The organism is Acinetobacter sp. UNC436CL71CviS28, from assembly GCF_000620525.1.
GTDB classification, from domain to species: domain Bacteria; phylum Pseudomonadota; class Gammaproteobacteria; order Pseudomonadales; family Moraxellaceae; genus Acinetobacter; species Acinetobacter radioresistens.
Window position 1 is genome coordinate 34780 of sequence record NZ_JIBB01000021.1, and the last position, 20981, is coordinate 55760.

Genomic DNA, 20981 nt, shown 5'->3' on the forward strand with positions numbered 1-20981 from the left:
GGATTTAAAATAATATTATTAATTATTTGATTATATTAATTTATTTTTATTCATATATAAGCATATTGTATCTTTTTGCTATCTTGAATCTATGAGGATTACAATTCAAAATGCTCAGCTTTATTTTGCTCAAGAAATGCAGTAACGTGAAAGAAAATAAGTAACCGGTATCAGGATGATTCCATGACAACAGCACATTCACCCCATGAACTGAGCACAGAAATCAAATATCAGCTGCCAATACGTAATTATCACGAATTTTACAGGTTCTATCTGACAGAGCACCGTAATATTATGAGCCGACGTCTACATGTGGCCGGGAGCAGTACAGGTTTATTGCTGCTCGGTGTAAGTTTGGTTAAATCTAAAAAACGTTATCTTCCACTTGCTTTGCTGGCTGGTTATGCTTGTGCCTGGGTAGGGCATTTTATGTTTGAGAAAAACAAACCTGCCAGCTTCAAACAGCCTTTATACAGCTTTATTTCAGACTGGCGTATGTTTGCCGATGTCGTGCGTGGTAATTTAAGTCTAAAAGATCGCCGCTACGATAAAATTGACTCATAAGCAGAGCTGATAAAAGCCTGAAATTTGTTATACTTTATTGATATTTTTATTTAAATTTAAAAGTGAGGTTTTATGCGCGGTCTATATCTCATTACCAATGATGATCCAATTGAGCTCTTACTGGAAAAATTGGAGGCTGCGCTAGCCACTCATCAAATTGAAATATTGCAGTACCGTCGTAAAAAAGTAGAAAAAGCTGACCAATTGCATGAAGTGGAACGGATTAAAGCCCTATGCGATTTTTATAAGGTTCCTTTGGTGATTAATGATGATATTAGACTGGCCGCACAGTTTGGTCTAGGTGTGCACTTGGGGCAGACCGATGGTGAAATTATAGAGGCGAAAACTCAGTTACCAGAAAATATGATCATTGGCCGGACCTGCGCTAACTCTATTGAACTGGCTGAACAGGCAATTGCAGATGGGGCAACCTATATTGCATTTGGGGCAATTTATGCGACTTGCAGCAAACCTGAAGCAGGTAATATCGGGCTGGAAACTTTAAAGCTGGCACGCCAGAAGTTTAGTCTGCCTATTTGTGCCATTGGGGGGTTAACGGTTGAAAATGCTCAGCCTGTGATTCAAGCTGGAGCAGACCTTTGTGCAGTCATTAGTGATATATTGGCATTGCCGGCCGAAGAAATTCCAGGCCGCGTACAGGCTTGGGCTATTTTATTTGCAGAGACCCAGCCTGCTATATAAGCTGAATATTTTAATTTTATTGTGATTATTAGTTGAGACCTTCCATGAGCTTATCTCCAAAGCAAGAGCAGTTATTCAAGCAAGCCAGTAAACATATTCCGGGTGGCGTAAACTCTCCGGTGCGTGCATTTAATGGTGTAGGGGGAACGCCGGTCTTTATTAAAAAAGCTGCAGGTGCTTATCTTTGGGACGAAGATGATAAGCGTTATGTTGACTATGTAGGCTCATGGGGTCCAATGATCCTGGGTCATGCACATCCAGATATTATTCAGGCAGTACAAAATGCCGCTCAGGATGGTTTGAGTTTTGGCGCGCCTACTGTTCATGAAACTACACTGGCAGATATTATCTGTGAGATTATGCCATCTATTGAAATGGTGCGTATGACCAACTCAGGTACAGAAGCTACCATGACCGCGATCCGTTTAGCTCGTGGTTATACTGGTCGAGACAAGATTGTTAAATTTGAAGGCTGTTATCATGGCCATTCGGATTCATTACTGGTAAAAGCAGGTTCAGGTTTGTTAACCAAAGGGGAAGGTGAGCCAACCTCTAAAGGTGTACCAGCAGATTTTGCCAAACATACCTTAACTCTGCCTTATAACAATATTGCTGCTTTAAAAGACTGTTTTGCAAAATTTGGCCATGAAATTGCTGGTGTCATTGTAGAACCGGTTGCAGGGAATATGAATCTGGTTAAGCCTATTGATGGTTTCCTGCAAGCAATCCGTGATGTCTGTGATGAATACAAGTCCGTCTTTATCATTGATGAAGTAATGACAGGTTTCCGGGTTGCTCTAGGTGGTGCACAGGCTTATTACGATGTTAAGCCTGACCTGACTACACTGGGTAAAATTATTGGGGCCGGGTTACCCGTAGGTGCTTTCGGCGGAAAGCGCGAAATTATGCAATGCATCGCGCCTTTGGGTGGGGTATATCAGGCTGGTACATTATCTGGTAATCCGCTTGCCATGCGTGCTGGTATTGAAATGTTTAAAAATTTACGCCAACCGGGTTTTTATGAAAATCTTACAGTTAAACTCGAGAAACTGTTAACAGGTTTACAGCAAGCCGCAGATGAGATTGGTATACCTTTTAAAACCCAGCAGGCCGGCGGTATGTTTGGTCTGTACTTTACTGATCAGGAAGATATCACCAGTTTTGATTCAATGCTGGCCTGTGATGTAGAAGCTTTTAAAAAGTTTTTCCACGGTATGTTAAAACGTGGTGTTAATCTTGCACCTTCTGCTTTTGAAGCTGGATTTATCTCGGCAGCCCATAGTGATGAAGATATAACTTTTACTATTCAGGCAGCAAAAGAAACATTTGAAGAAATGAAAGCTTAACAGTTTTGAAGTCATGCAGGAACAACCCGATCCTGGTCGGGTTTTTTCAACCTATTTGCTCATGTGTGTTCTCAGTAAAGCAGAAATAATAGATTTTTTATTTAATCTATTCGTGAAAATCAAAAATTTCTAGCGACTCTACGTAGGGTAAAATAAGATATTGATGAGCAAGTAAATGCTGTTTTAATTGTATATAGCCTATTTGACTAGACTGATAAATTTTCTTTAGTTCGTTCAGAAGTTCATCTATTTTGCTTTCATTAAACCTTGTGGTTTTAATAAAAAATAATAAACTTGCGCCTAGACCTATATACTCTAAGCCAAAATTTTGATCTAAGTGCTGAATCAGGCTAAAGGTCTCAAAAGGATTTAAATTACCAGCAAAGTAGCCATTAAGTTGTGCTGCAAATTTATAAGTTTCATTGGTAGTATCCACCAATTTTACTTGAATAATTTCATCTAGAATCTGTTCAGGATATTTGTTGATTTTAATTAGAAGAGATAAATCCTGCTCACTATAATTGAACTTATTATACAACCTGTTAATCTCTATTAGATGTTCAGGTTTTAAAAGTTGCTGGATATGATATTGAAACTCAAAGGATTTGACATTATCCCAACTACTGTCTAGATCATCTTTAACAAGTTCAGTGGTATCGAAATATAGTCTATCTTCCATGGACGCATGCATGGAAGTGTATTCACATTGTCCAATATCTTCTAAAAGAAAAAGTACTTTTTTGACAGAATTTTGTCTTTTAAGCTGGAAATATAGATCAAGGAGAGCTTGCCAGGATTTAACTTCATGAACAGTAGCAAAGCATATTAATTCCTGCGCCTCATCATTTATAAGAGGATCCTTTTTATTTTCAATATAAAGCGTGACCATAATAATATTTTTAAATTAATCTGTTTGCTTGAGAGATTTATATCATAAAAATAATGATCTCTAACTGAATAATACTAGCGTAAAAAATCCTCACATTTATTAAATAACTGATATATAAAACTTCCAAATTCTAATCCGGCCCATCAGTTATTATAATGGGTGCTTAATCCTTCTAAAGAGTCCTTAATGCTGTACGCGATGCCCAAGAAAATCCAGCTTGCCCCATCTCAAGCCAAATGGCAAATTTCATCATCAGGCTCGGTTTTGGTACTGGTTGGATTACATAATTTAAAAATGCAGGCTATGGTTCAGAAAACTGATCTTATGAGTAATCTTGTTCAAATCAATAACAAGGCTGTAACTTTAAATATTCCTGTGGTCGACCTGTATGGCGATGACCTGATACAAGGTATGCAGCAGCTTGGTGAATATACTTCCACTCATCCCCAATTAGTCTTCACAGGACAGGTAACACCGATGCTCAAACAGATTCTGCCGCATCTGCAAAGCGTGACGGATCAACTCTGTATTGTGGATGATGCCATCTTGCTGGCTAATCAGGAACAGCATATTCAATGGATAGAAAATATCTCGAAAGAAGGTTTGCACCATATGAACAGTTATAGTTTAACCCGGCTTTGGGATTTGAGTGCTCCATCAAGTTATATAGTTTCCTAAGTGAATTGCTCGATTATATTTTGCAGTTAGCAAAAATTTTGGCCCTGATTGAGCAGTTTTCTTAACATAATCGGAAATTTCATCACCAATTGCCTAAATGCGCATTGTAATTATTCTCCAAGATTTCTATTATTGCCGGCTTGTTTTTAAATTCGCGATCGGAATAAAGCATTGGGTAATTTTCTAGCCGAACACCTGATTCATCGTGATGAAGACTTTATGGTAATTCATAAACCATCAGGCATACTCAGTGTTCCCGGTAAAGGTGAAGCATTGTCTGACAGCGTTCTGACACGTCTGGTCGCAATTGAACCTAAAACACTTTTAATTCATCGTCTGGATCGGGATACCTCGGGTATTCTGGTTTTCGGTTTATCCCGGCGTGGACAAAATTCAATTGCCAGACAATTTCAGGAACGCCAGACAACGAAAACCTATCAGGCGCTGGTAGCAGGGCATCTGCAAGGTGAAGGAACTATAGATGTTCCTGTCGTTTATGATCCAGCTCATCCGCCTTTGCATATTGCAGATGCTCATCATAATAAGCCAGCATTGACACATTGGCAGGCAATTGAGCAATTCGAAATAAACGGTCAGCAGGTGACGCGTGTCAAACTGGTTCCAGTTACCGGTCGTTCGCATCAGCTTCGTGTACACATGCAGTATCTTGGCCATGCTATTGTTGGCGATACCTTATATGCAGATCTGGAGCAGCAACAGTTGATGCCCCGTTTATGCCTGCATGCCGAGCAGCTGGGATTTGCGCATCCGCAGACCGGTGAGGCTTTAAATTTCTATTGCCCGGTCCCATTTTAAATAAAATACATATTTTCGAGATTTATTAGAGTTCTCCTTCGGGCGAGCTTTATGCCAAAATACATTGCTTAAAGACTACATAAACATACTCAAAAACTATCGGGTTTGAGTTTTAAAATGTAGTGCTAACTTGAAATAAAGGTGGAAAAATTGCAGCAGTTCGCTATTGGTCAACGTTGGTTATCAGATACAGAGACAGAACTCGGTTTAGGTGTTCTTATTGATGTTGATGAGCGATCGATCAGCATTTTATTCCCAAAAAGCGATGAAACTCGTGTTTATGCGCGAAATAATGCACCATTGTCCCGTATCATTTTCAATATTAATGATGAAATTCAGGATCAGGAAGGCCATAAATGGCTGGTCGAGTCGCTTGAAGACCGCCACGGGGTAGTTCGTTATAATGTTGTCCGTACCTTGGAAAATGGTGAACAGGAACGCAAAGCGCTGAATGAAACCCGTGTAGGTGCCCAGATTCAGCTTTCCAAGCCTTTAGACCGACTGCTGGCTAGTCAGATTGACTATAAAGAGTGGTATGACCTGCGTATTGAAGCACTCATCATGCAGGCACAAATGCAGACCAGTCCGTTACGAGGGCTGATTGGGCCCCGAGTCGGGCTTATTCCTCACCAACTCTATATTGCCCATGAAGTAGGACAACGCTTTGCACCACGTGTTTTACTGGCCGATGAAGTCGGATTGGGTAAAACAATTGAGGCTGGCCTGATTATTCACCAGCAGCTTAAAACTGGTCGTTCTGAACGTATTTTAATTCTAGTACCGGATTCACTGCAATATCAGTGGATGATTGAAATGCGTCGCCGTTTCAATCTGCAATTTTCGCTATTTGACTTAACCCGTACTGCCGCGATCAAGGAACATGATCCTGAGTTAAATCCGTTTCTGACCGAACAATGCATCATTGCCAGTATTGATCTGATGATTGACCATGATGACCTGCGTGAACAGGCGGTAGAAGCCGGCTTCGACTTACTGGTTGTCGATGAGGCACATCACCTGATGTGGAGCGAGGAAGAAGGCGGGAATGACCGTTACGACCTGATTGAGGAACTGGCTGAAAAGACCCCGGGCGTGCTGCTATTAACCGCAACACCTGAGCAGTTAGGGGTAGAGAGCCATTTTGCTCGCCTACGTCTGCTTGATCCTCAACGTTTCAGCTCACTTGAACGTTTTCTGGATGAAGAAGCGCAGTACCAGCATACAGCCCAGATTGCTGAAGTCTTAATGTCTGATGAGCCGCTTTCTGAACAGCATTTAAATGCTGTTCAAGACCTGTTGGGCCACCAGATTGAAGACCAGCCTGAACAGCGTTTCCGGGCCATTCACGAGTTACTTGACCGGCATGGCACTGGCCGTATTCTGTTCCGTAATACGCGGGAGGCCATCCAGGGCTTTCCTGGTCGTGACTGCCGTCCGGCACCATTGCCAGCACCTGAAACCTGGTCAATGGACGGTAAACTTCGCGAACAGATGTGGCCGGAAGAAGGTCAAATCGATGGCGCATGGATGGAAAGTGATCCGCGCGTTGCATGGTTAATGGAAATGCTGCGCAAAGATTTGAAACATAATAAGGTGTTGCTCATTGCTCGCAGCGGACCTGTAGTTGAAGCGTTGGAAAATGCGTTACGTCTACATGCAGGTATTCGTACAGCCATGTTCCATGAAGGCATGAGCCTGCTGGAACGTGACCAGGCTGCTGCATATTTTGCTGAAGAAAGCTATGGTGCGCAGATTCTGCTCTGTTCAGAGATTGGTTCTGAAGGGCGGAACTTCCAGTTTGCATCTGACCTGATTTTATTCGATTTGCCTGCGAATCCCGATGTTCTGGAACAGCGAATTGGTCGTTTGGACCGGATAGGTCAGCAGAACCGTATCCAGATTCATGTACCTTATCTGGTGGGTACAGCTCAAGAGCGTATGTTCCGCTGGTACAATGAAGCATTGAATATTTTTAGTAATATTTCACCAGCTGCACAGACTCTGCAGGAAAACTTTATTGTTGAGCTGAAGGATTGTTTACTGTCTGATCAGGGGCAAACCTTTGAGGATTTACTGGAAGAAGTGAATGTACAACGTCAGGCACTGGAGAGTGAACTGCAGGCTGGTCGTGACCGCTTGCTGGAATATAACTCTTGTCGGCCAATTGTTGCACAGGAAATTGTTCAGGCACTTGAAGATTATGATGACAATACCACTTTGCCAATGTTTATGAAGCGTTTTATGGCTTCAACCAATATTGATTTTGATGAGCAAAGTAATGGTACAGTAATCATTAAACCAACTGACCAGATGCAGGTTCAAGGTCTGACTCTAGATGAAGAAGGCATGACTGCAACCTTCTATCGCGATCAGGCCCAGATCCGTGAAGATGCTCAATATCTGACACTTGAGCATCCATTTACTGAAAGTGTAATGGAAGTGATCCGTACACAGTCTTTCGGGAGTACCAATGTTGCAGTACTTAAGTCGAATGCATTAAAGCAGGGCTCAGTATTGCTTGAAATATGGTTTAAGGTCGATGTAGTAGCGCCAAAGGCATTAAATTTACAGTCAAGCCTGCCAAAACAGTTAGTACGTGTATTACTGAGTGAAAATGGCCAGGATTTATCTGAAAAGATTGATCCTTCGATTTTGAAACCTTATCTACATCATCTGGATGGTAATAGTTGCCGTCAGGTGGTCAAGGCACGCCGTGAAGTCATTGATGCACGTTATAAACAGGCGCTGGATATTGCCAGAGTTGCATTGCCTGAGCTTAAGCAGCAGGCAAAAGAAATTTATGGTAGCAAATGGCAGTATGAAATTGACCGTCTGAGTTATCTGAAACAGTTTAACCCTAGTATCCGGCAGGATGAGATTGAACGATTGCAAAAACTGCAGAGAGAAGGCTTGAACTTGCTTGATGGCCTATCGGTTACGCCAGAAGCAATTCAGGTGCTGGTTGTAGTTAAACCTTAAAAATATTTAAAGAAAGAGCTTCCTTGGTAGAGGCTCTTTCTTTGTATAAGTATTTTGTATTTATGTCTGAGGTAACTGAAACAGGCAACGCCCCAGCTGCTCTATTTCATGGTCAAATTCATATTCACTATTTAGCATGCGATAACGGTTCTTTAGACCTGCATAGGCAGGATGAGCTGCATCTACATACACCCAGACATGTGATCGGGCTGGAAGGGTTGCTAAATTAACTGCTTCTAATGCTGGCCGTTTGATGGCTATAGCTATAAAAGGATTAATATAGGCATAGGACAGGGCATAATCTGCCTCCTGTTCAGAAGCAACAATAATATCTGCGTCAAATTTCTCACAGTTTTGATGGATAGTTTCTAAAATACAGGATTGAGGCTGAGATAAATCCAGTTGTATATACTGCTGCCGAAGTTTAGGGAAAGTATTGATCAGGCGCATTTCAGCTCCTTTAAAACTCACCAGATGGATTTTTTATAGCTGTTTTTACCGCAAACAACTACAAGGAAAGCGTAAATAAATGCAGTAAATATTTTAAATAACCAGACTTAAACTGAATTTTCGGAAAGAAGAAAGCGGCCTATTTAGCCGCTATTTTCACTGCTCTATAAAAAGATTATCGAATTTTTGATTCATCCAGATGACGGGCACCTTCAAGAATCATTCTGATCATGATCATAGTTTGCTCGGCAATTTCCTGCCGGTCACTTGATGGCAAATTAATAACCTGTGCACCCATATTAAACACCAGCTGTGTTATAGCTTTTGCTGCTATATCTGGATGTGCCATATTGCTATGATTTAAGCGTTCCAGTCGCACCAGATCTTCCTGGAGTTCTTGCTGGAAAAAGTTGAGCTGTCGGTCAACTGCTGCCTTATAAGATTGTGAACCGGTATAACCTTCGCGTAATAGCAGGCTGAGGTTACCTTCATCTGCATCTAACTGCTCTATAAATACGTTCACTGAACTTCGAATAATACTGCTCTGTTTCAGAGCCTTAAGACGTGCCTGGTGTAGAATCTGACGTAATACAATACCCGAACGTTCAATCAGGGCAATTGCCAGTTCATCAATATCCTTGAAATGCCGATAAAAACTGTTAGGTGCAATTCCTGCTTCACGCGCAACTTCGCGCAGACTTAAAGAAGAAATACTTTTTTGTGGACCAATCAGATTTAAAGCCGCCTGAAACAGTTCTTCCTTGGTAATGGTTGCTTTTCTCCCGACCGTACGTACAGGCATTTTTTCATGCAGAACAGTTTCTGCATGAGTATCTAGCTCTAGTTCGGCCGAAATTGAAGATGCGCTCATATATTTCAATACATTGAAAGAGTGATTCTATTATAGCGGTAGAGCGTAACGTTGTGAAACGAATACAGCAGATAAACTTATATACAAATGTATATACATGTGTATAATAATTAAAAACCACAGAGTTCAGATGTACTATGCAAGCTCTAAAAAAGCAACATTCGCCTTTATCCTTTTTAACTAGTTCCGTATTCGATACGGATGCAGCAAATTTCTGGCTAAAGAAACTAAATCCTTTATGGTCAGTTAACCAGTCATTAGGACAGATTGTGCATAAAGAAAAAGCGGCAAATGGCATATTCAGTCTGAAAATAAAGTGTAACCGACATTTTCGTATGGGGCAGGCGGGTCAGCATCATCCCGTATTTATAGAAATAGATGGGCGACGTTATGAACGTAGTTATAGCCTGCATCGTATAGATGAGCAGCATGTCTTATTAACTGCAAAACAGGTTGAACAGGGCGTAGTGAGTAACTGGCTGGCTAAACATGCTCAAGTAGGCGATCTGGTCGAATTCGGCCAACCCTATGGCGATATGATATTACCCGAAGCTTCAAATTTGGTGCTGCTGGCAGCCGGTAGTGGTATTACACCAATGTTAAGCATGATTGAAACGTGGGCAAAGCAGCCTGATGCTCTAGCTAAAGTTCAGTTGCTGTATTGGGTTAAAGATTATGAAGATGCAGCTTTTGAAGCAAACTTTAAAAAAGTTGCTGAGACAAATGAAAATTTCAGCTTCCAGATTTTTTATACTCAGCAGACAGATCAGCGTTTAAATACTGAACATTTATCTTTGGTAAGCCAGCCTGAACAGAGCGCGGTATACGCATGTGGTCCATCAGGTTTTGTCTCTCTGGCTGAAGAGCTATTCAGTCAGGCAGTGCTATTCAAAGGTGAGGCATTCAGTTTAAGTCAGGCTGATTCTTCTGATACAGGTTTCGTAAATATTACTTTGCTACAAAGCGAGAAAACAGTCGCCATCCCAAAAGGTCAGTCTATTTTGGCAGGTTTGGAACAAATGAACCTTAAACCAAAACATGGATGCCGTATGGGTATTTGTAATAAATGTGCATGTAACAAAGTGCAAGGTTCAACTAGAAATCTTGTGAATGGTGCTGAAAGTACCGAGCCTGGAAACCTGCTGAAACTTTGTGTGAGTTCCGCACAGACTGACCTTGTTATTGATCTTTGAGTGAGTTTGCATTATGAATATGTCAGTAAATTTTTCTACAGCAAAACCTATAAAAAACCAGTTTTTTAAAAATCCTAAAAATAGAGAGTTAACTGCAGATGAAATGAATCAGCTCGCCAAAGAGCTGGATGCCATCAAGCAGGAAGTATTAGATGATATTGGCGAGAAAGATGCCAAATATATTCGTCGTATTTATTCAACTATCCGCTATACCGGTGCAGCTGGACGTGCACTATTGTTTGCTGGCTGGTTTCCACCTGCTTGGGTACTGGGCACTGGCTTGTTAAGCCTTTCCAAAATTCTGGAAAATATGGAACTTGGCCATAATGTTATGCACGGTCAGTACGACTGGATGAATGATCCGAAATTCAATGGTCCGAAATATGAATGGGATATTGTAGGGACTTCTGAAAACTGGCGTCAGACACATAACTATAAACATCACACCTATACCAATATTAAGGGTATGGATGATGATATCGGATATGGCTTGTTACGTTTATTTCCAGAACAACGCTGGAAACCAGGCTTTTTATTACAGCCCCTATATAGTATTCCATTCTGCCTGTTGTTTCAGTGGGGTGTCGCTATCCAGAATCTTGAGATTGGTAAAGTCTGGATGAAGCGCAAATCAAAAGAAGAGTTTAAAGAAGAGTGGAAACCGTTACAGAAAAAAATTACTAAACAGTTGTTCCGAGATTATGTATTTTTCCCGCTAATTGCCGGACCAGCAGCATTACCTGTATTTACAGGTAATCTGGTAGCGAATGGTGTGCGCAACATCTGGACCTTCAGTGTAATTTTTTGCGGACACTTTACCAAGGATGTGGAAGTTTTTCCAAAAACTGTTCTGAAAGATGAGAGCCGTGGCCATTGGTATATGCGTCAAATTCGTGGCTCATCAAATCTTAAAGGCTCAGAAGCATTTCATATTTTAACAGGCCATTTAAGCCATCAGATTGAACACCATTTGTTTCCAGACGTACCTGCACGCCGTTACCGTCAAATGGCGCCTAAGGTTGAAGCAGTCTGTAACAAGTTTGGTCTGAATTATAATAATGCCAGTTTAGCCAAACAGTTTGGTCAAGTGGTAGGGCGTATTGTTAAATATGCTTTTCCCTTTAAGAAATAAAGTTAAAACAGTTAGACCAAGATATTGTAAAACCAATTTAAGCGTCTGCTTAACTATCACAAAGGCTATCTAAATAGATAGCCTTTCTTATTCTCTAAAACTCAAATTTTATTTTCTGTAAATAGAAAATACTGATGAATATACTCAGGATTGAGAAGTATGAAGAATTAACCTTTAATAACTTTCTAATTTATTTATATTTTTTAAAGTTAATATAGGAATTTTCAGATATTTATATAAGCCTTAGTTTTCTTGGTCTCTATGTAAAAAGAATTTTTAAAATTTAATATCTAGAAAGAAAAAACCGGTGTTAGTGTATAAAAAAATGCCTGAAAGAAATTAACTTTCAGGCAGTGTTAGCAAAAAATAGATTATCTGAACTGAATGGTACCGTTAGCATTAACTGTAACTTTAGATTCACCAGCGGCAACATCCTGTACAGGAGCAGCCTCAGCTGTAGCAAATTTTACCATACTGCTGCGCATTAAAGGCTGGGGGAAATAATTATTGGTATTCAGGTTTAAACTAACCAGATTATATGAGCCTTTATTCCATGCTTGCGAGAGCAGCTGTGCACGCTGCTGAAAGTTTTTGGAAGCTTCTACCATCAGCTCATTTTCAACTTTTTTGCGCTGCGCATCGGATACCGTAAAATTAATTGATTCTGTCTGGAATTGTTGCTGCAGTTCACTAATGAGTTGGCTGGTCATACGAAAATCTGTACCTTCCAGCTGAATTTCTGCACGACCACGCCACTCTTTGAGTTTACGACTATCATTGTCATATACCGGATAGGTTGTTTGTGAACCTGTTTCTACCTTAACCTGCGGATATTTACGCGCAATATTCATGGCCCAGTTCATTAACTGATTAATCTGTGTGGAAAGCTCGGCAGGCTGTTTACTACTTTTTTCTATGAAAAGTACAGCATGCATTTCATCATTTGAAATTTGACGGCTCGCTCCGGCCTGAATATTGACCAGGTTATAATTCAGTTTCTCATTTTCCTGAGCAAAAATATGAGTACTAAGAGCAGCAGTGGTAACTAAGGTGGCAAGAGCAAGATAACGCATGAGAGAGCCTTTTGTTCGTTTTAGAAAGTTTTATTGCTTTATATAAATATATTAATGATAACAAATGTTGAATTTTTGAAGAAATCGTAGTGGCTTTGTAATAGCCAAGTCAGCATTTTATAAAAAATATTTAAGGATAAATTTTTTATTATCAGTATTTTATAAAAGTAATAGCTTGTAATCATGAGTTGACCATTATGTATAGTTGATTTGGTAAATTCTTGAGCGTGTCACATACTCAATAGATAATTTTATTTAGTGCTTAACCTCTACGTTTTTTCCAATAAAACGCGGTTATGAAAGTACACAAAAAATGTTTTTTTTCTTTAAAAATTAGGTATCATCGCGCTCCTAGTAATAAGATATTAAAACCTTGTGTCTTCACTAGATTCTTAACAAGCACCGAGTCAAAGGACCAAAAGTCACCAGACTTATTTTCTTTTACCCTTATCAGAGATGGTAATCCGATATGAGCGTTACTTCTGTAAACCCTGCCACCAATTCCACCAACGAATATTATTTGACTCGCCAAAGTCAGATGGAATCGAATGTACGTAGTTATCCGCGCAAATTGCCGTTAGCGATCGCACAAGCACATGGTTGCTGGGTTACCGATGTGGAAGGTACAAAATACCTTGATTGTTTAGCTGGGGCAGGTACATTGGCTTTAGGTCATAATCATCCTGCGGTGATTCAAAGTATCCAGGAGACACTTGCAAGTGGTCTTCCATTACATACACTGGATTTAACGACTCCTTTAAAAGATGCTTTTACTGAAGCACTACTGGCATCTCTGCCAGGTGGTCAGGAGGCTTACTGTTTACAGTTCTGCGGTCCATCAGGCGCCGATGCAACTGAAGCAGCAATTAAACTTGCAAAAACCTATACTGGTCGTAGCTCTGTTATCAGTTTTTCTGGTGGCTATCATGGCATGACACATGGTTCACTTGCCATGACAGGCAACCTGTCTGCTAAAAATGCAGTCAATGGTTTAATGCCGGGTGTACAGTTTATGCCGTATCCGCATGAATACCGTTGCCCATTGGGTCTAGGTGGTGAAGCGGGCGTAGACGCTTTAACTTATTACTTTGAACAGTTTATTGAAGATGTTGAAAGTGGTGTTACCAAGCCGGCGGCTGTTATCCTTGAAGCAATTCAGGGTGAAGGTGGCGTAGTTGTTGCCCCAACTAAATGGCTGCAAAAGATTCGTGAAGTGACTGAAAAACACAATATCGTGTTGATTCTGGACGAAGTTCAGGCAGGCTTTGCGCGTTCAGGTAAGATGTTTGCCTTTGAGCATGCTGGAATTGAACCTGATGTTGTGGTGATGTCTAAAGCAGTTGGCGGTAGCTTGCCACTTGCAGTTTTAGGTATTAAGCGCAAGTTTGATGCATGGCAGCCAGCAGGCCATACTGGTACATTCCGTGGTAACCAATTGGCCATGGGTACAGGTCTTGCGTCACTTCAGGTCATTCAAGAGCAAAATCTTGCACAGAATGCTCATGATCGTGGTGAGTTCTTGCAGTCTGAACTGAAAAATCTGGCAGCTGAATTTCCATGTATCGGCCATGTACGTGGTCGCGGCTTGATGATCGGTATCGAAATCGTTGACGAGCGCCAGCAGCCAAATCATATTGGTGCTTATCCTGCTGATGGTCAACTGGCTGCTGCAATTCAGGCAGCGTGTTTTAATCATAAACTGTTGCTTGAAAAAGGTGGTCGTAACGGTACAGTAATTCGTTTACTTTGTCCGCTGATCATTACTCAGGAAGAATGTGTAGAAGTAATTGCTCGCTTTAAGAAAGCAGTTGCTGAAGCTCTTGTTGCAGTTCGAGGCGCATAATTCATGGTAGATTTTGCAGAACACCGTAAAGCGTTACTCTGCAATGATGCTCAATCCATTGCTGACTATGAGTCAGCAATGGAACAGGCGACTAAAGCCGTAGCAGCATGGTTGCAAAACGATAAAATGTATACTGGCGGCAGTATCAAGGAACTCCGTGAAGCAATCGCCTTTCATCCTTCTAAAGAAGGGTTGGGTGTACAGAAATCGCTTGAACGTATGGTTGAGCTTTTTCTGAATAAAAGTCTGAAAGTACACCATCCACATTCGCTGGCGCATCTGCATTGCCCAACTATGGTGGCAAGCCAGATTGCTGAAGTACTCATCAATGCAACTAACCAGTCAATGGATTCATGGGATCAAAGCCCAGCCGGATCATTGATGGAAGTGCAACTGATTGACTGGTTACGCCAAAAAGTAGGTTATGGTTCAGGTCAGGCAGGTGTATTTACCTCAGGTGGTACACAATCAAACTTGATGGGCGTATTACTTGCGCGTGATGCCTGTATCGCGAAAAACTGGAAAGATGAAAACGGTAATCCGTGGTCTGTTCAGCGTGATGGTATTCCTGCAGAAGCAATGCGTAATGTCAAAGTCATCTGTTCTGAAAATGCACATTTCTCTGTGCAGAAGAACATGGCAATGATGGGGATGGGTTTCCAGTCAGTAGTCACTGTTCCTGTGAACGAAAATGCCCAGATGGATGTCGATGCACTGGAAAAAACCATGGCTCACCTTCAGTCTGAAGGCAAGATTGTGGCATGTGTAGTGGCAACCGCAGGTACAACCGATGCCGGTGCAATCGATCCTTTAAAACAGATCCGTGAAATTACCAATAAATATGGTGCGTGGATGCATATTGATGCAGCATGGGGTGGTGCACTGATTCTGTCTAATGATTATCGCTCTATGCTAGATGGTATCGAGTTGTCTGATTCTGTGACACTCGATTTTCATAAACATTATTTCCAAACCATTTCTTGTGGCGCGTTTTTGCTTAAAGATGAAGCGAACTACCGTTTCATGCACTATGAAGCAGAATACCTGAACTCAGCTTATGATGAAGAGCATGGCGTGCCGAACCTGGTGTCTAAGTCTTTACAAACAACACGTCGTTTCGATGCGTTGAAATTATGGATGACGGTTGAAGCACTGGGTGAAGAGCTTTATGGTTCAATGATTGATCATGGCGTGAAATTGACACGTGAAGTAGCAGACTACATCAAAGCAACTGATGGTCTGGAACTTCTGGTTGAACCACAATTCGCATCAGTATTGTTCCGTGTTGTTCCAGCAGGATATCCAGCTGAATTTTTAGATGCATTGAATCAGAATGTAGCAGATGAGCTGTTTGCCCGCGGTGAAGCTAATATTGGCGTAACTAAAGTGGGGCAGGTACAGTCTCTGAAAATGACGACCTTGAGCCCGGTAGCAACACTAGAAAATGTAAAGAATTTACTTGATCTGGTTTTAGCCGAAGCTGACCGAATCAAGGAATCAATTCAGCAGGGTAGTTATACTCCGCCGATTGCCTAAACATTGTTCCTATAAAAAGCCGGTGTCTATGATACCGGCTTTTTATCATGGTGAATTAATAACCTGGAGTTTCTCTCGTAATAGATTTTTTCACATAGAATAATTTAGGAAGTATAGGAGGGAACTTTATTCTTGAGCATAAAGTGATTCTGTTCTTTAAATTTTTTCAAAACAATGTAAGATTTTATGTGACCAATAAAATCACAAGATAATAATTTTTCTGTCACAAAGTGCGAAAGCTGCTCCAGATTTTCTGCTACTACTTTTAAAATAAAATCTGCATCGCCACTTAAAGAAAAAGCATCCTGTATACATTCTTCACTTTCAATCAGCTCCTGAAATGCTAGCTGGTTTTTGGCTTCATGTACTCTTAAATTTACATGGACCATTGCAGTAACTTCAAGGCCTAAGGCTTGCTGGTGAATACGTGCGGTATACCCGATGATGATTCCTTTCTGTTCTAGAAATTGCCGTCTGCGCGAGCATTGTGATGCTGACAGTCCAATAAGCTCACCCATTTCCTGATTGGTCAATCTGCCATTTCTCTGCAACGCCTGAATGATTTGCCAGTCAAATTTATCCATTATATGCACCTTATTCCTTTATGATACACATATCATGTATTTTTATTAAAATCCGTTTCTATTATGCATGAAATATAAGTTTTAGATGAAATATTATCTTTCTATGGAATAAAAATAGATGAGAAGGATGATAAAAATGTTCATGGAAATCGGTAATTTTTTAAATAAACGGTTAAGCGAACTGGGTATCAAGCATATTTTTGGTGTGCCAGGTGATTTCAATCTATCTTATCTGGAACAAATTGAAGCTGATTCGAAAATTGAATTCATTGGTAACTGTAATGAACTTAACGCAGCATATGCTGCTGATGGTTATGCGCGTATTAATGGTTTCTCTGCATTGGCCACCACTTACGGTGTTGGTGACCTGAGCGCCATTAATGGAATTGCGGGGGCCTATACAGAGAATGTACCCCTGATCCATATTTCAGGCATTCCACCACTGCATGCTGTTACTCAGGGTGCTTTAATACATCATACCTTGGTTGATGGTAATTATGACAATATCATGAATTGCATGCGTGAGTTTACGGTAGCCCAGACCCGTCTGACACCTGCTAATGCTGCTTCAGAAATTGACCGGGTACTGCGCCAGTGCGCGCTAGAACGCCGTCCAGTACATATTCAGCTGCCTTCCGATATTACCCATGTGAAGATTCAGATAGATGATCAACCACTGTGTCTGGAACGTCCGGTAAGTGATCCTGAAATACTTGAACAGGCAGTAGACGAATTATTTAAATACTTATCTCAAGCAAAAAAACCTGCTCTACTAATTGATAATGAAGCCGATATTTTTAATGTCACAACATTATTAGCTGAACTTTCTGCCAAAACAGGTATCTCTTATGCCTGTCTTCCCACAGCTAAAAATATTATGGATGAATCATCGCCACATTATGCAGGTGTGTATGTTGGTGCGGCCAGTCAACTATCTGTAAGAAATCTGATCGAATGTTCAGACTGCTTGATTGGAATCGGAGCCAGATTTACCGATATTGGTACGGGTATGTTTTCACATAAAATCAATAAAGACAGCTATATTGAAATTAAACGGTATGAAGTTAATACCGCACGTAAAAACTTCCCGGGAATTGAAATGGGCGAATTGCTGACAGCACTGAATCTACGGGTCACAGCTAAAAAATCGCTTAAACCTATACTTGAGACGCCAGCCACTGAGCGAATTCAGGTATCAGAACACCAGAAGCTGTCGCATGAAATCCTTTGGAAATATATTGGTAATTTCTTTAAAGCAGATGATGTAATTCTGGGTGAAGTAGGAACATCAAATACAGCATTATCTGGGCTACGTTTACCGGTAACTGCCAAGTATATCTGCCAGCCTATATGGGGCTCAATCGGTTATACCTTACCTGCATTACTCGGCAGTTTACTCGCTGCACCAAAACGTCGGCAAATTTTATTTATTGGCGATGGTTCATTGCAACTTACAGTGCAGGAGCTTTCTACGATTATCCGTTATGGTCTCAAACCCATTATTTTTGTACTCAACAATGGGGGTTATACGATTGAACGATTAATTCTGGGTGAAAATGCCAGCTATAACGATATTCAGAACTGGAAATATACTGAATTGGTACAGGTGTTCAATGGTAAAGAAAAATATCAGACCTGTATGGTCGAGACCGCTGGCCAACTAAAAAATGCGTTAGATCAGGTAGAGGCATATGATGGTTTAAGCCTGATTGAACTTAAATTACCGGCAATGGATGCACCGGTGAGCCTGCTTAAATTTGCTGATGTCGTAGCGCGTTATGACTATGGTAATTTCGGCTACCAAAAACTTAAAACACAACAGCACTATGTAGAATGTAAAAATGCAATATCTTTCTAATTTTTTAAAAATCAATCGGTTATTTTTTTATAAATTATTTTAATCCGACCTTGAGGAGCACTGGTTTTTACTCGGTGCTCCTGACTTAATTTCTCTAAACAATGATAAAGGGTGTAAAGGATATTACGCCTTCAATGGAGATAAAACTGTGGACACAAATCAAAATACATTGAAGAAAGGTCTCTCTAACCGGCATATACAGCTGATTGCACTAGGAGGCGCTATTGGAACCGGATTATTTCTGGGAATTTCACAAACCATTAAACTTGCTGGCCCTTCAGTTTTACTGGGGTATGCAATTGCAGGCATCATCGCTTTCCTCATTATGCGTCAACTGGGAGAAATGGTGGTAGAGGAACCTGTGAGCGGTTCATTTAGCTATTTTGCCAATAAATATTGGGGCCGTATGGCAGGTTTCATGTCTGGGTGGAATTACTGGGTTCTATATGTACTGGTAAGCATGGCTGAATTGAGTGCTATTGGAACATTTATACAGTTCTGGTGGCCTGAAATACCCACCTGGATTACTGCAATGGGGTTTTTTATACTGATTAATGGCATTAACTTTATTAATGTCCATTTTTTTGGAGAAACAGAATTTTTATTTTCCTGCATTAAAATTATTGCCATCTTGAGCATGATTGGTTTTGGTGCCTACTTATTGTTTTCAGGTGCCGCTGGGCCAGAAGCCGGAATAGCCAATTTATGGCAGCACGGCGGATTTTTCCCAAATGGTATTTCTGGCTTGGTAATGGCTATGGCAGCTATTATGTTTGCATTTGGCGGACTAGAGCTAATTGGAATTGCAGCCGCAGAAACACGAAATCCTGAGAAAAATATTCCAAAAGCTACGAACCAGATTGTTTACCGTATCTTGATTTTTTATATTGGCGCAATCGGTATTCTGTTGAGTTTATATCCCTGGAATCAGGTGGCACAAGGGGGGAGCCCATTTGTACTAATTTTCCAGTCTTTAAATAATCATGGTGTAGCCAATGTCTTGAATCTGGTCGTAATGATCGCAGCAGTTTCAGTTTATAACAGTTGTATTTACTGTAATAGTCGTATGCTGCACGGACTGGCAGAACAGGGCAATGCACCGCAGTTTCTAAAAAAAGTGAATCATCGTGGAATTCCAGTCGCAGCCTTGGCTGTATCCGGTTCGATTACTGCACTTTGCGTAGTCATTAACTATATTATTCCAGAAAAAGCGTTTGGTTTTCTTATGATGCTGGTGGTTGCTGCATTAGTAATTAACTGGCTTATGATTTCAGTCACTCATTTGAAGTTTGTAAAAGTGATGAAGCAGCAACACAGGCTGACTGCATTTAAAGCTATTGCCAGTCCTTGGACAAATTATTTAACGATTGCTTTTATGTTTTTCATTTTAACGATCATGAGCCTGACACCAGATATGCGCTCAGCCGTTATTTTGGCACCTGTATGGCTCAGTGCACTGGCCATTATGTATTTTGTCTATTATCGCAAAAGAAATGTTATATTGACTGGGGGGATCCAGCCTAATCCTTAAAAACAGTTATTTAAGTATTTTGTTTTCTATATAAAGAGAGATCGAATGATCTCTTTTTTTCAATTCAAGAGGAGATTTGAAAACTGGAGTAAGTCCTGATTTTAAAGTGGATTTTATATTTTTATGTTAAAACTATAAATTAATGAACAATAAATATTTTAAGACAAATCTATAAACCAATGGTCCAGTTTTTAGATTTCAGGTATTAATCACTTTCCTTTAAAATTTTTTTAACTGAGCCTATTAGAATACTTCAATCTATAAATTTCTATTTATAGGTCTGGAGAAGGTATACAAATGCTCTGCTTGATCGCACTCCCATAGCAGGGGACTCATTGATGAAATTCTTATTAGGCTTAAATATCTGTTAGCTAGTACACTATTTATGTAGTGAGCTATATCACATCTTATAAATATAGAAAGCTCAATTCTAACTTTTATAGATTAGTCATACTGAAATTTTTTAAGATAACTCAGAATCTGTATAGATCTATTACAGTGAAAAACTACCTTAATAAAAGTGATACAGAATTAATTCTAGTTTATAAGATGTCGGGATTAAATGTTTGACCCAATCTCTTTAATATAATTTTCTCTGTACACGACAAATTTCACAGAACCCTTATCCTATCAGGGTTCTGCCTTCTTAAAATTGCCAAAATTTCCTTAAACTCTTCTTTTTTCCCAAAACCAATTAAACGCTGAATCGCCATTTGAACATAGTCTAAACCATAGCGAAATAAACTCATTGAGAGTCGTCCATGCTTCTTTATTTTTATCGCTTTTTTTTGATCATGTTGCCATTCACCCGTTAAGTAACACCAACAGAAGCTTATAGCTAACACCGCAATCAATTTTTTCACTCGTCTAGGGTCTGTCAAGCGCGTATTTTCAAGATTAAACCCGCGTCCTTTGAGACAACTGAATAAGGTTTCA

16 protein-coding genes and 2 pseudogenes are annotated in these 20981 nt (G+C 40.3%); 12 read left to right on the forward strand and 6 right to left on the reverse strand.

Translation table 11 applies throughout. The features are described 5' to 3' along the window. Nucleotides 1-183 precede the first annotated feature (183 nt). From N518_RS0109300 to hemL, 3 genes are all read left to right on the forward strand, one after another. Nucleotides 184-564: a DUF962 domain-containing protein gene (locus tag N518_RS0109300; RefSeq protein WP_017401214.1), complete on the forward strand. Its 381-nt coding sequence runs from the start codon at nt 184-186 to the stop codon at nt 562-564. Nucleotides 565-636: 72 nt separating this feature from the next. Further along, the gene (gene thiE, locus N518_RS0109305) at nt 637-1266 is read left to right on the forward strand and encodes a thiamine phosphate synthase (protein ID WP_005025279.1); all 630 of its coding nucleotides are present in this window, start codon (nt 637-639) and stop codon (nt 1264-1266) included. Nucleotides 1267-1310: 44 nt separating this feature from the next. Further along, a complete protein-coding gene (gene hemL / locus N518_RS0109310) occupies nt 1311-2612 on the forward strand; it encodes a glutamate-1-semialdehyde 2,1-aminomutase (protein ID WP_017401213.1) in 1302 nt (433 codons plus the stop codon). 106 nt (nt 2613-2718) lie between these two features. Here the strand turns inward: hemL and N518_RS0109315 are convergent, their stop codons facing one another. Beyond that, nucleotides 2719-3501 carry a hypothetical protein gene (locus tag N518_RS0109315; protein ID WP_005025283.1) on the reverse strand — a complete coding sequence of 261 codons (783 nt, stop codon included), beginning with the start codon at nt 3499-3501 and terminating at the stop codon, nt 2719-2721. Nucleotides 3502-3687: 186 nt separating this feature from the next. On the opposite strand from N518_RS0109315, the pseudogene N518_RS16195 reads away from it, so the two are divergent. The 3 genes and pseudogenes from N518_RS16195 to rapA form a co-directional block, all read left to right on the forward strand. Next, nucleotides 3688-4176, forward strand: a pseudogene (locus N518_RS16195) (isochorismatase); the annotation flags it as partial. Nucleotides 4177-4350: 174 nt separating this feature from the next. Next, nucleotides 4351-4995, forward strand: a complete 645-nt coding sequence (locus N518_RS0109325; RefSeq protein WP_005025287.1) for an RluA family pseudouridine synthase — start codon at nt 4351-4353, stop codon at nt 4993-4995. A 141-nt stretch (nt 4996-5136) separates the two neighbouring features. After that, nucleotides 5137-7974 (forward strand): RNA polymerase-associated protein RapA, encoded by a 2838-nt coding sequence (rapA, locus tag N518_RS0109330; protein WP_010700104.1) that lies wholly within the window; start codon nt 5137-5139, stop codon nt 7972-7974. Between the two features lie 60 nt (nt 7975-8034). Here the strand turns inward: rapA and N518_RS0109335 are convergent, their stop codons facing one another. Both N518_RS0109335 and fabR read right to left on the reverse strand, forming a co-directional pair. Continuing rightward, nucleotides 8035-8424, reverse strand: coding sequence for a hypothetical protein (locus tag N518_RS0109335; protein ID WP_005025291.1), 390 nt, complete (start codon nt 8422-8424; stop codon nt 8035-8037). Between the two features lie 175 nt (nt 8425-8599). Beyond that, the gene (fabR, locus tag N518_RS0109340; RefSeq protein ID WP_005025294.1) at nt 8600-9295 is read right to left on the reverse strand and encodes an HTH-type transcriptional repressor FabR; all 696 of its coding nucleotides are present in this window, start codon (nt 9293-9295) and stop codon (nt 8600-8602) included. A gap of 137 nt (nt 9296-9432) precedes the next feature. On the opposite strand from fabR, the gene N518_RS0109345 reads away from it, so the two are divergent. Then, entirely contained in the window at nt 9433-10488 is a 1056-nt protein-coding gene (locus N518_RS0109345; protein ID WP_005025296.1) for a flavin reductase family protein, read from the forward strand. A 19-nt stretch (nt 10489-10507) separates the two neighbouring features. Then, nucleotides 10508-11620, forward strand: coding sequence for a fatty acid desaturase family protein (locus tag N518_RS0109350; RefSeq protein WP_005404239.1), 1113 nt, complete (start codon nt 10508-10510; stop codon nt 11618-11620). A gap of 371 nt (nt 11621-11991) precedes the next feature. On the opposite strand, the gene N518_RS0109355 is transcribed toward N518_RS0109350, so the two are convergent. Continuing rightward, nucleotides 11992-12693 carry an SIMPL domain-containing protein gene (locus N518_RS0109355; protein ID WP_026444182.1) on the reverse strand — a complete coding sequence of 234 codons (702 nt, stop codon included), beginning with the start codon at nt 12691-12693 and terminating at the stop codon, nt 11992-11994. A gap of 469 nt (nt 12694-13162) precedes the next feature. On the opposite strand from N518_RS0109355, the gene N518_RS0109360 reads away from it, so the two are divergent. Together N518_RS0109360 and N518_RS0109365 are read left to right on the forward strand one after the other, a co-directional pair. Then, nucleotides 13163-14536: a diaminobutyrate--2-oxoglutarate transaminase gene (locus N518_RS0109360; protein ID WP_005025302.1), complete on the forward strand. Its 1374-nt coding sequence runs from the start codon at nt 13163-13165 to the stop codon at nt 14534-14536. A gap of 3 nt (nt 14537-14539) precedes the next feature. Beyond that, entirely contained in the window at nt 14540-16072 is a 1533-nt protein-coding gene (locus N518_RS0109365; RefSeq protein WP_005025304.1) for a pyridoxal phosphate-dependent decarboxylase family protein, read from the forward strand. A 104-nt stretch (nt 16073-16176) separates the two neighbouring features. On the opposite strand, the gene N518_RS0109370 is transcribed toward N518_RS0109365, so the two are convergent. Beyond that, a complete protein-coding gene (locus N518_RS0109370) occupies nt 16177-16656 on the reverse strand; it encodes an Lrp/AsnC family transcriptional regulator (protein ID WP_005025307.1) in 480 nt (159 codons plus the stop codon). 136 nt (nt 16657-16792) lie between these two features. Between N518_RS0109370 and N518_RS0109375 the strand changes: the two genes are divergently transcribed. Both N518_RS0109375 and N518_RS0109380 read left to right on the forward strand, forming a co-directional pair. Beyond that, nucleotides 16793-18514 carry an alpha-keto acid decarboxylase family protein gene (locus tag N518_RS0109375; RefSeq protein WP_017401212.1) on the forward strand — a complete coding sequence of 574 codons (1722 nt, stop codon included), beginning with the start codon at nt 16793-16795 and terminating at the stop codon, nt 18512-18514. A gap of 148 nt (nt 18515-18662) precedes the next feature. Then, the gene (locus N518_RS0109380; RefSeq protein ID WP_017401211.1) at nt 18663-20045 is read left to right on the forward strand and encodes an amino acid permease; all 1383 of its coding nucleotides are present in this window, start codon (nt 18663-18665) and stop codon (nt 20043-20045) included. Between the two features lie 611 nt (nt 20046-20656). Here the strand turns inward: N518_RS0109380 and N518_RS0109385 are convergent. Beyond that, nucleotides 20657-20981 (reverse strand): annotated as a pseudogene (locus tag N518_RS0109385) (IS4 family transposase); the annotation flags it as partial.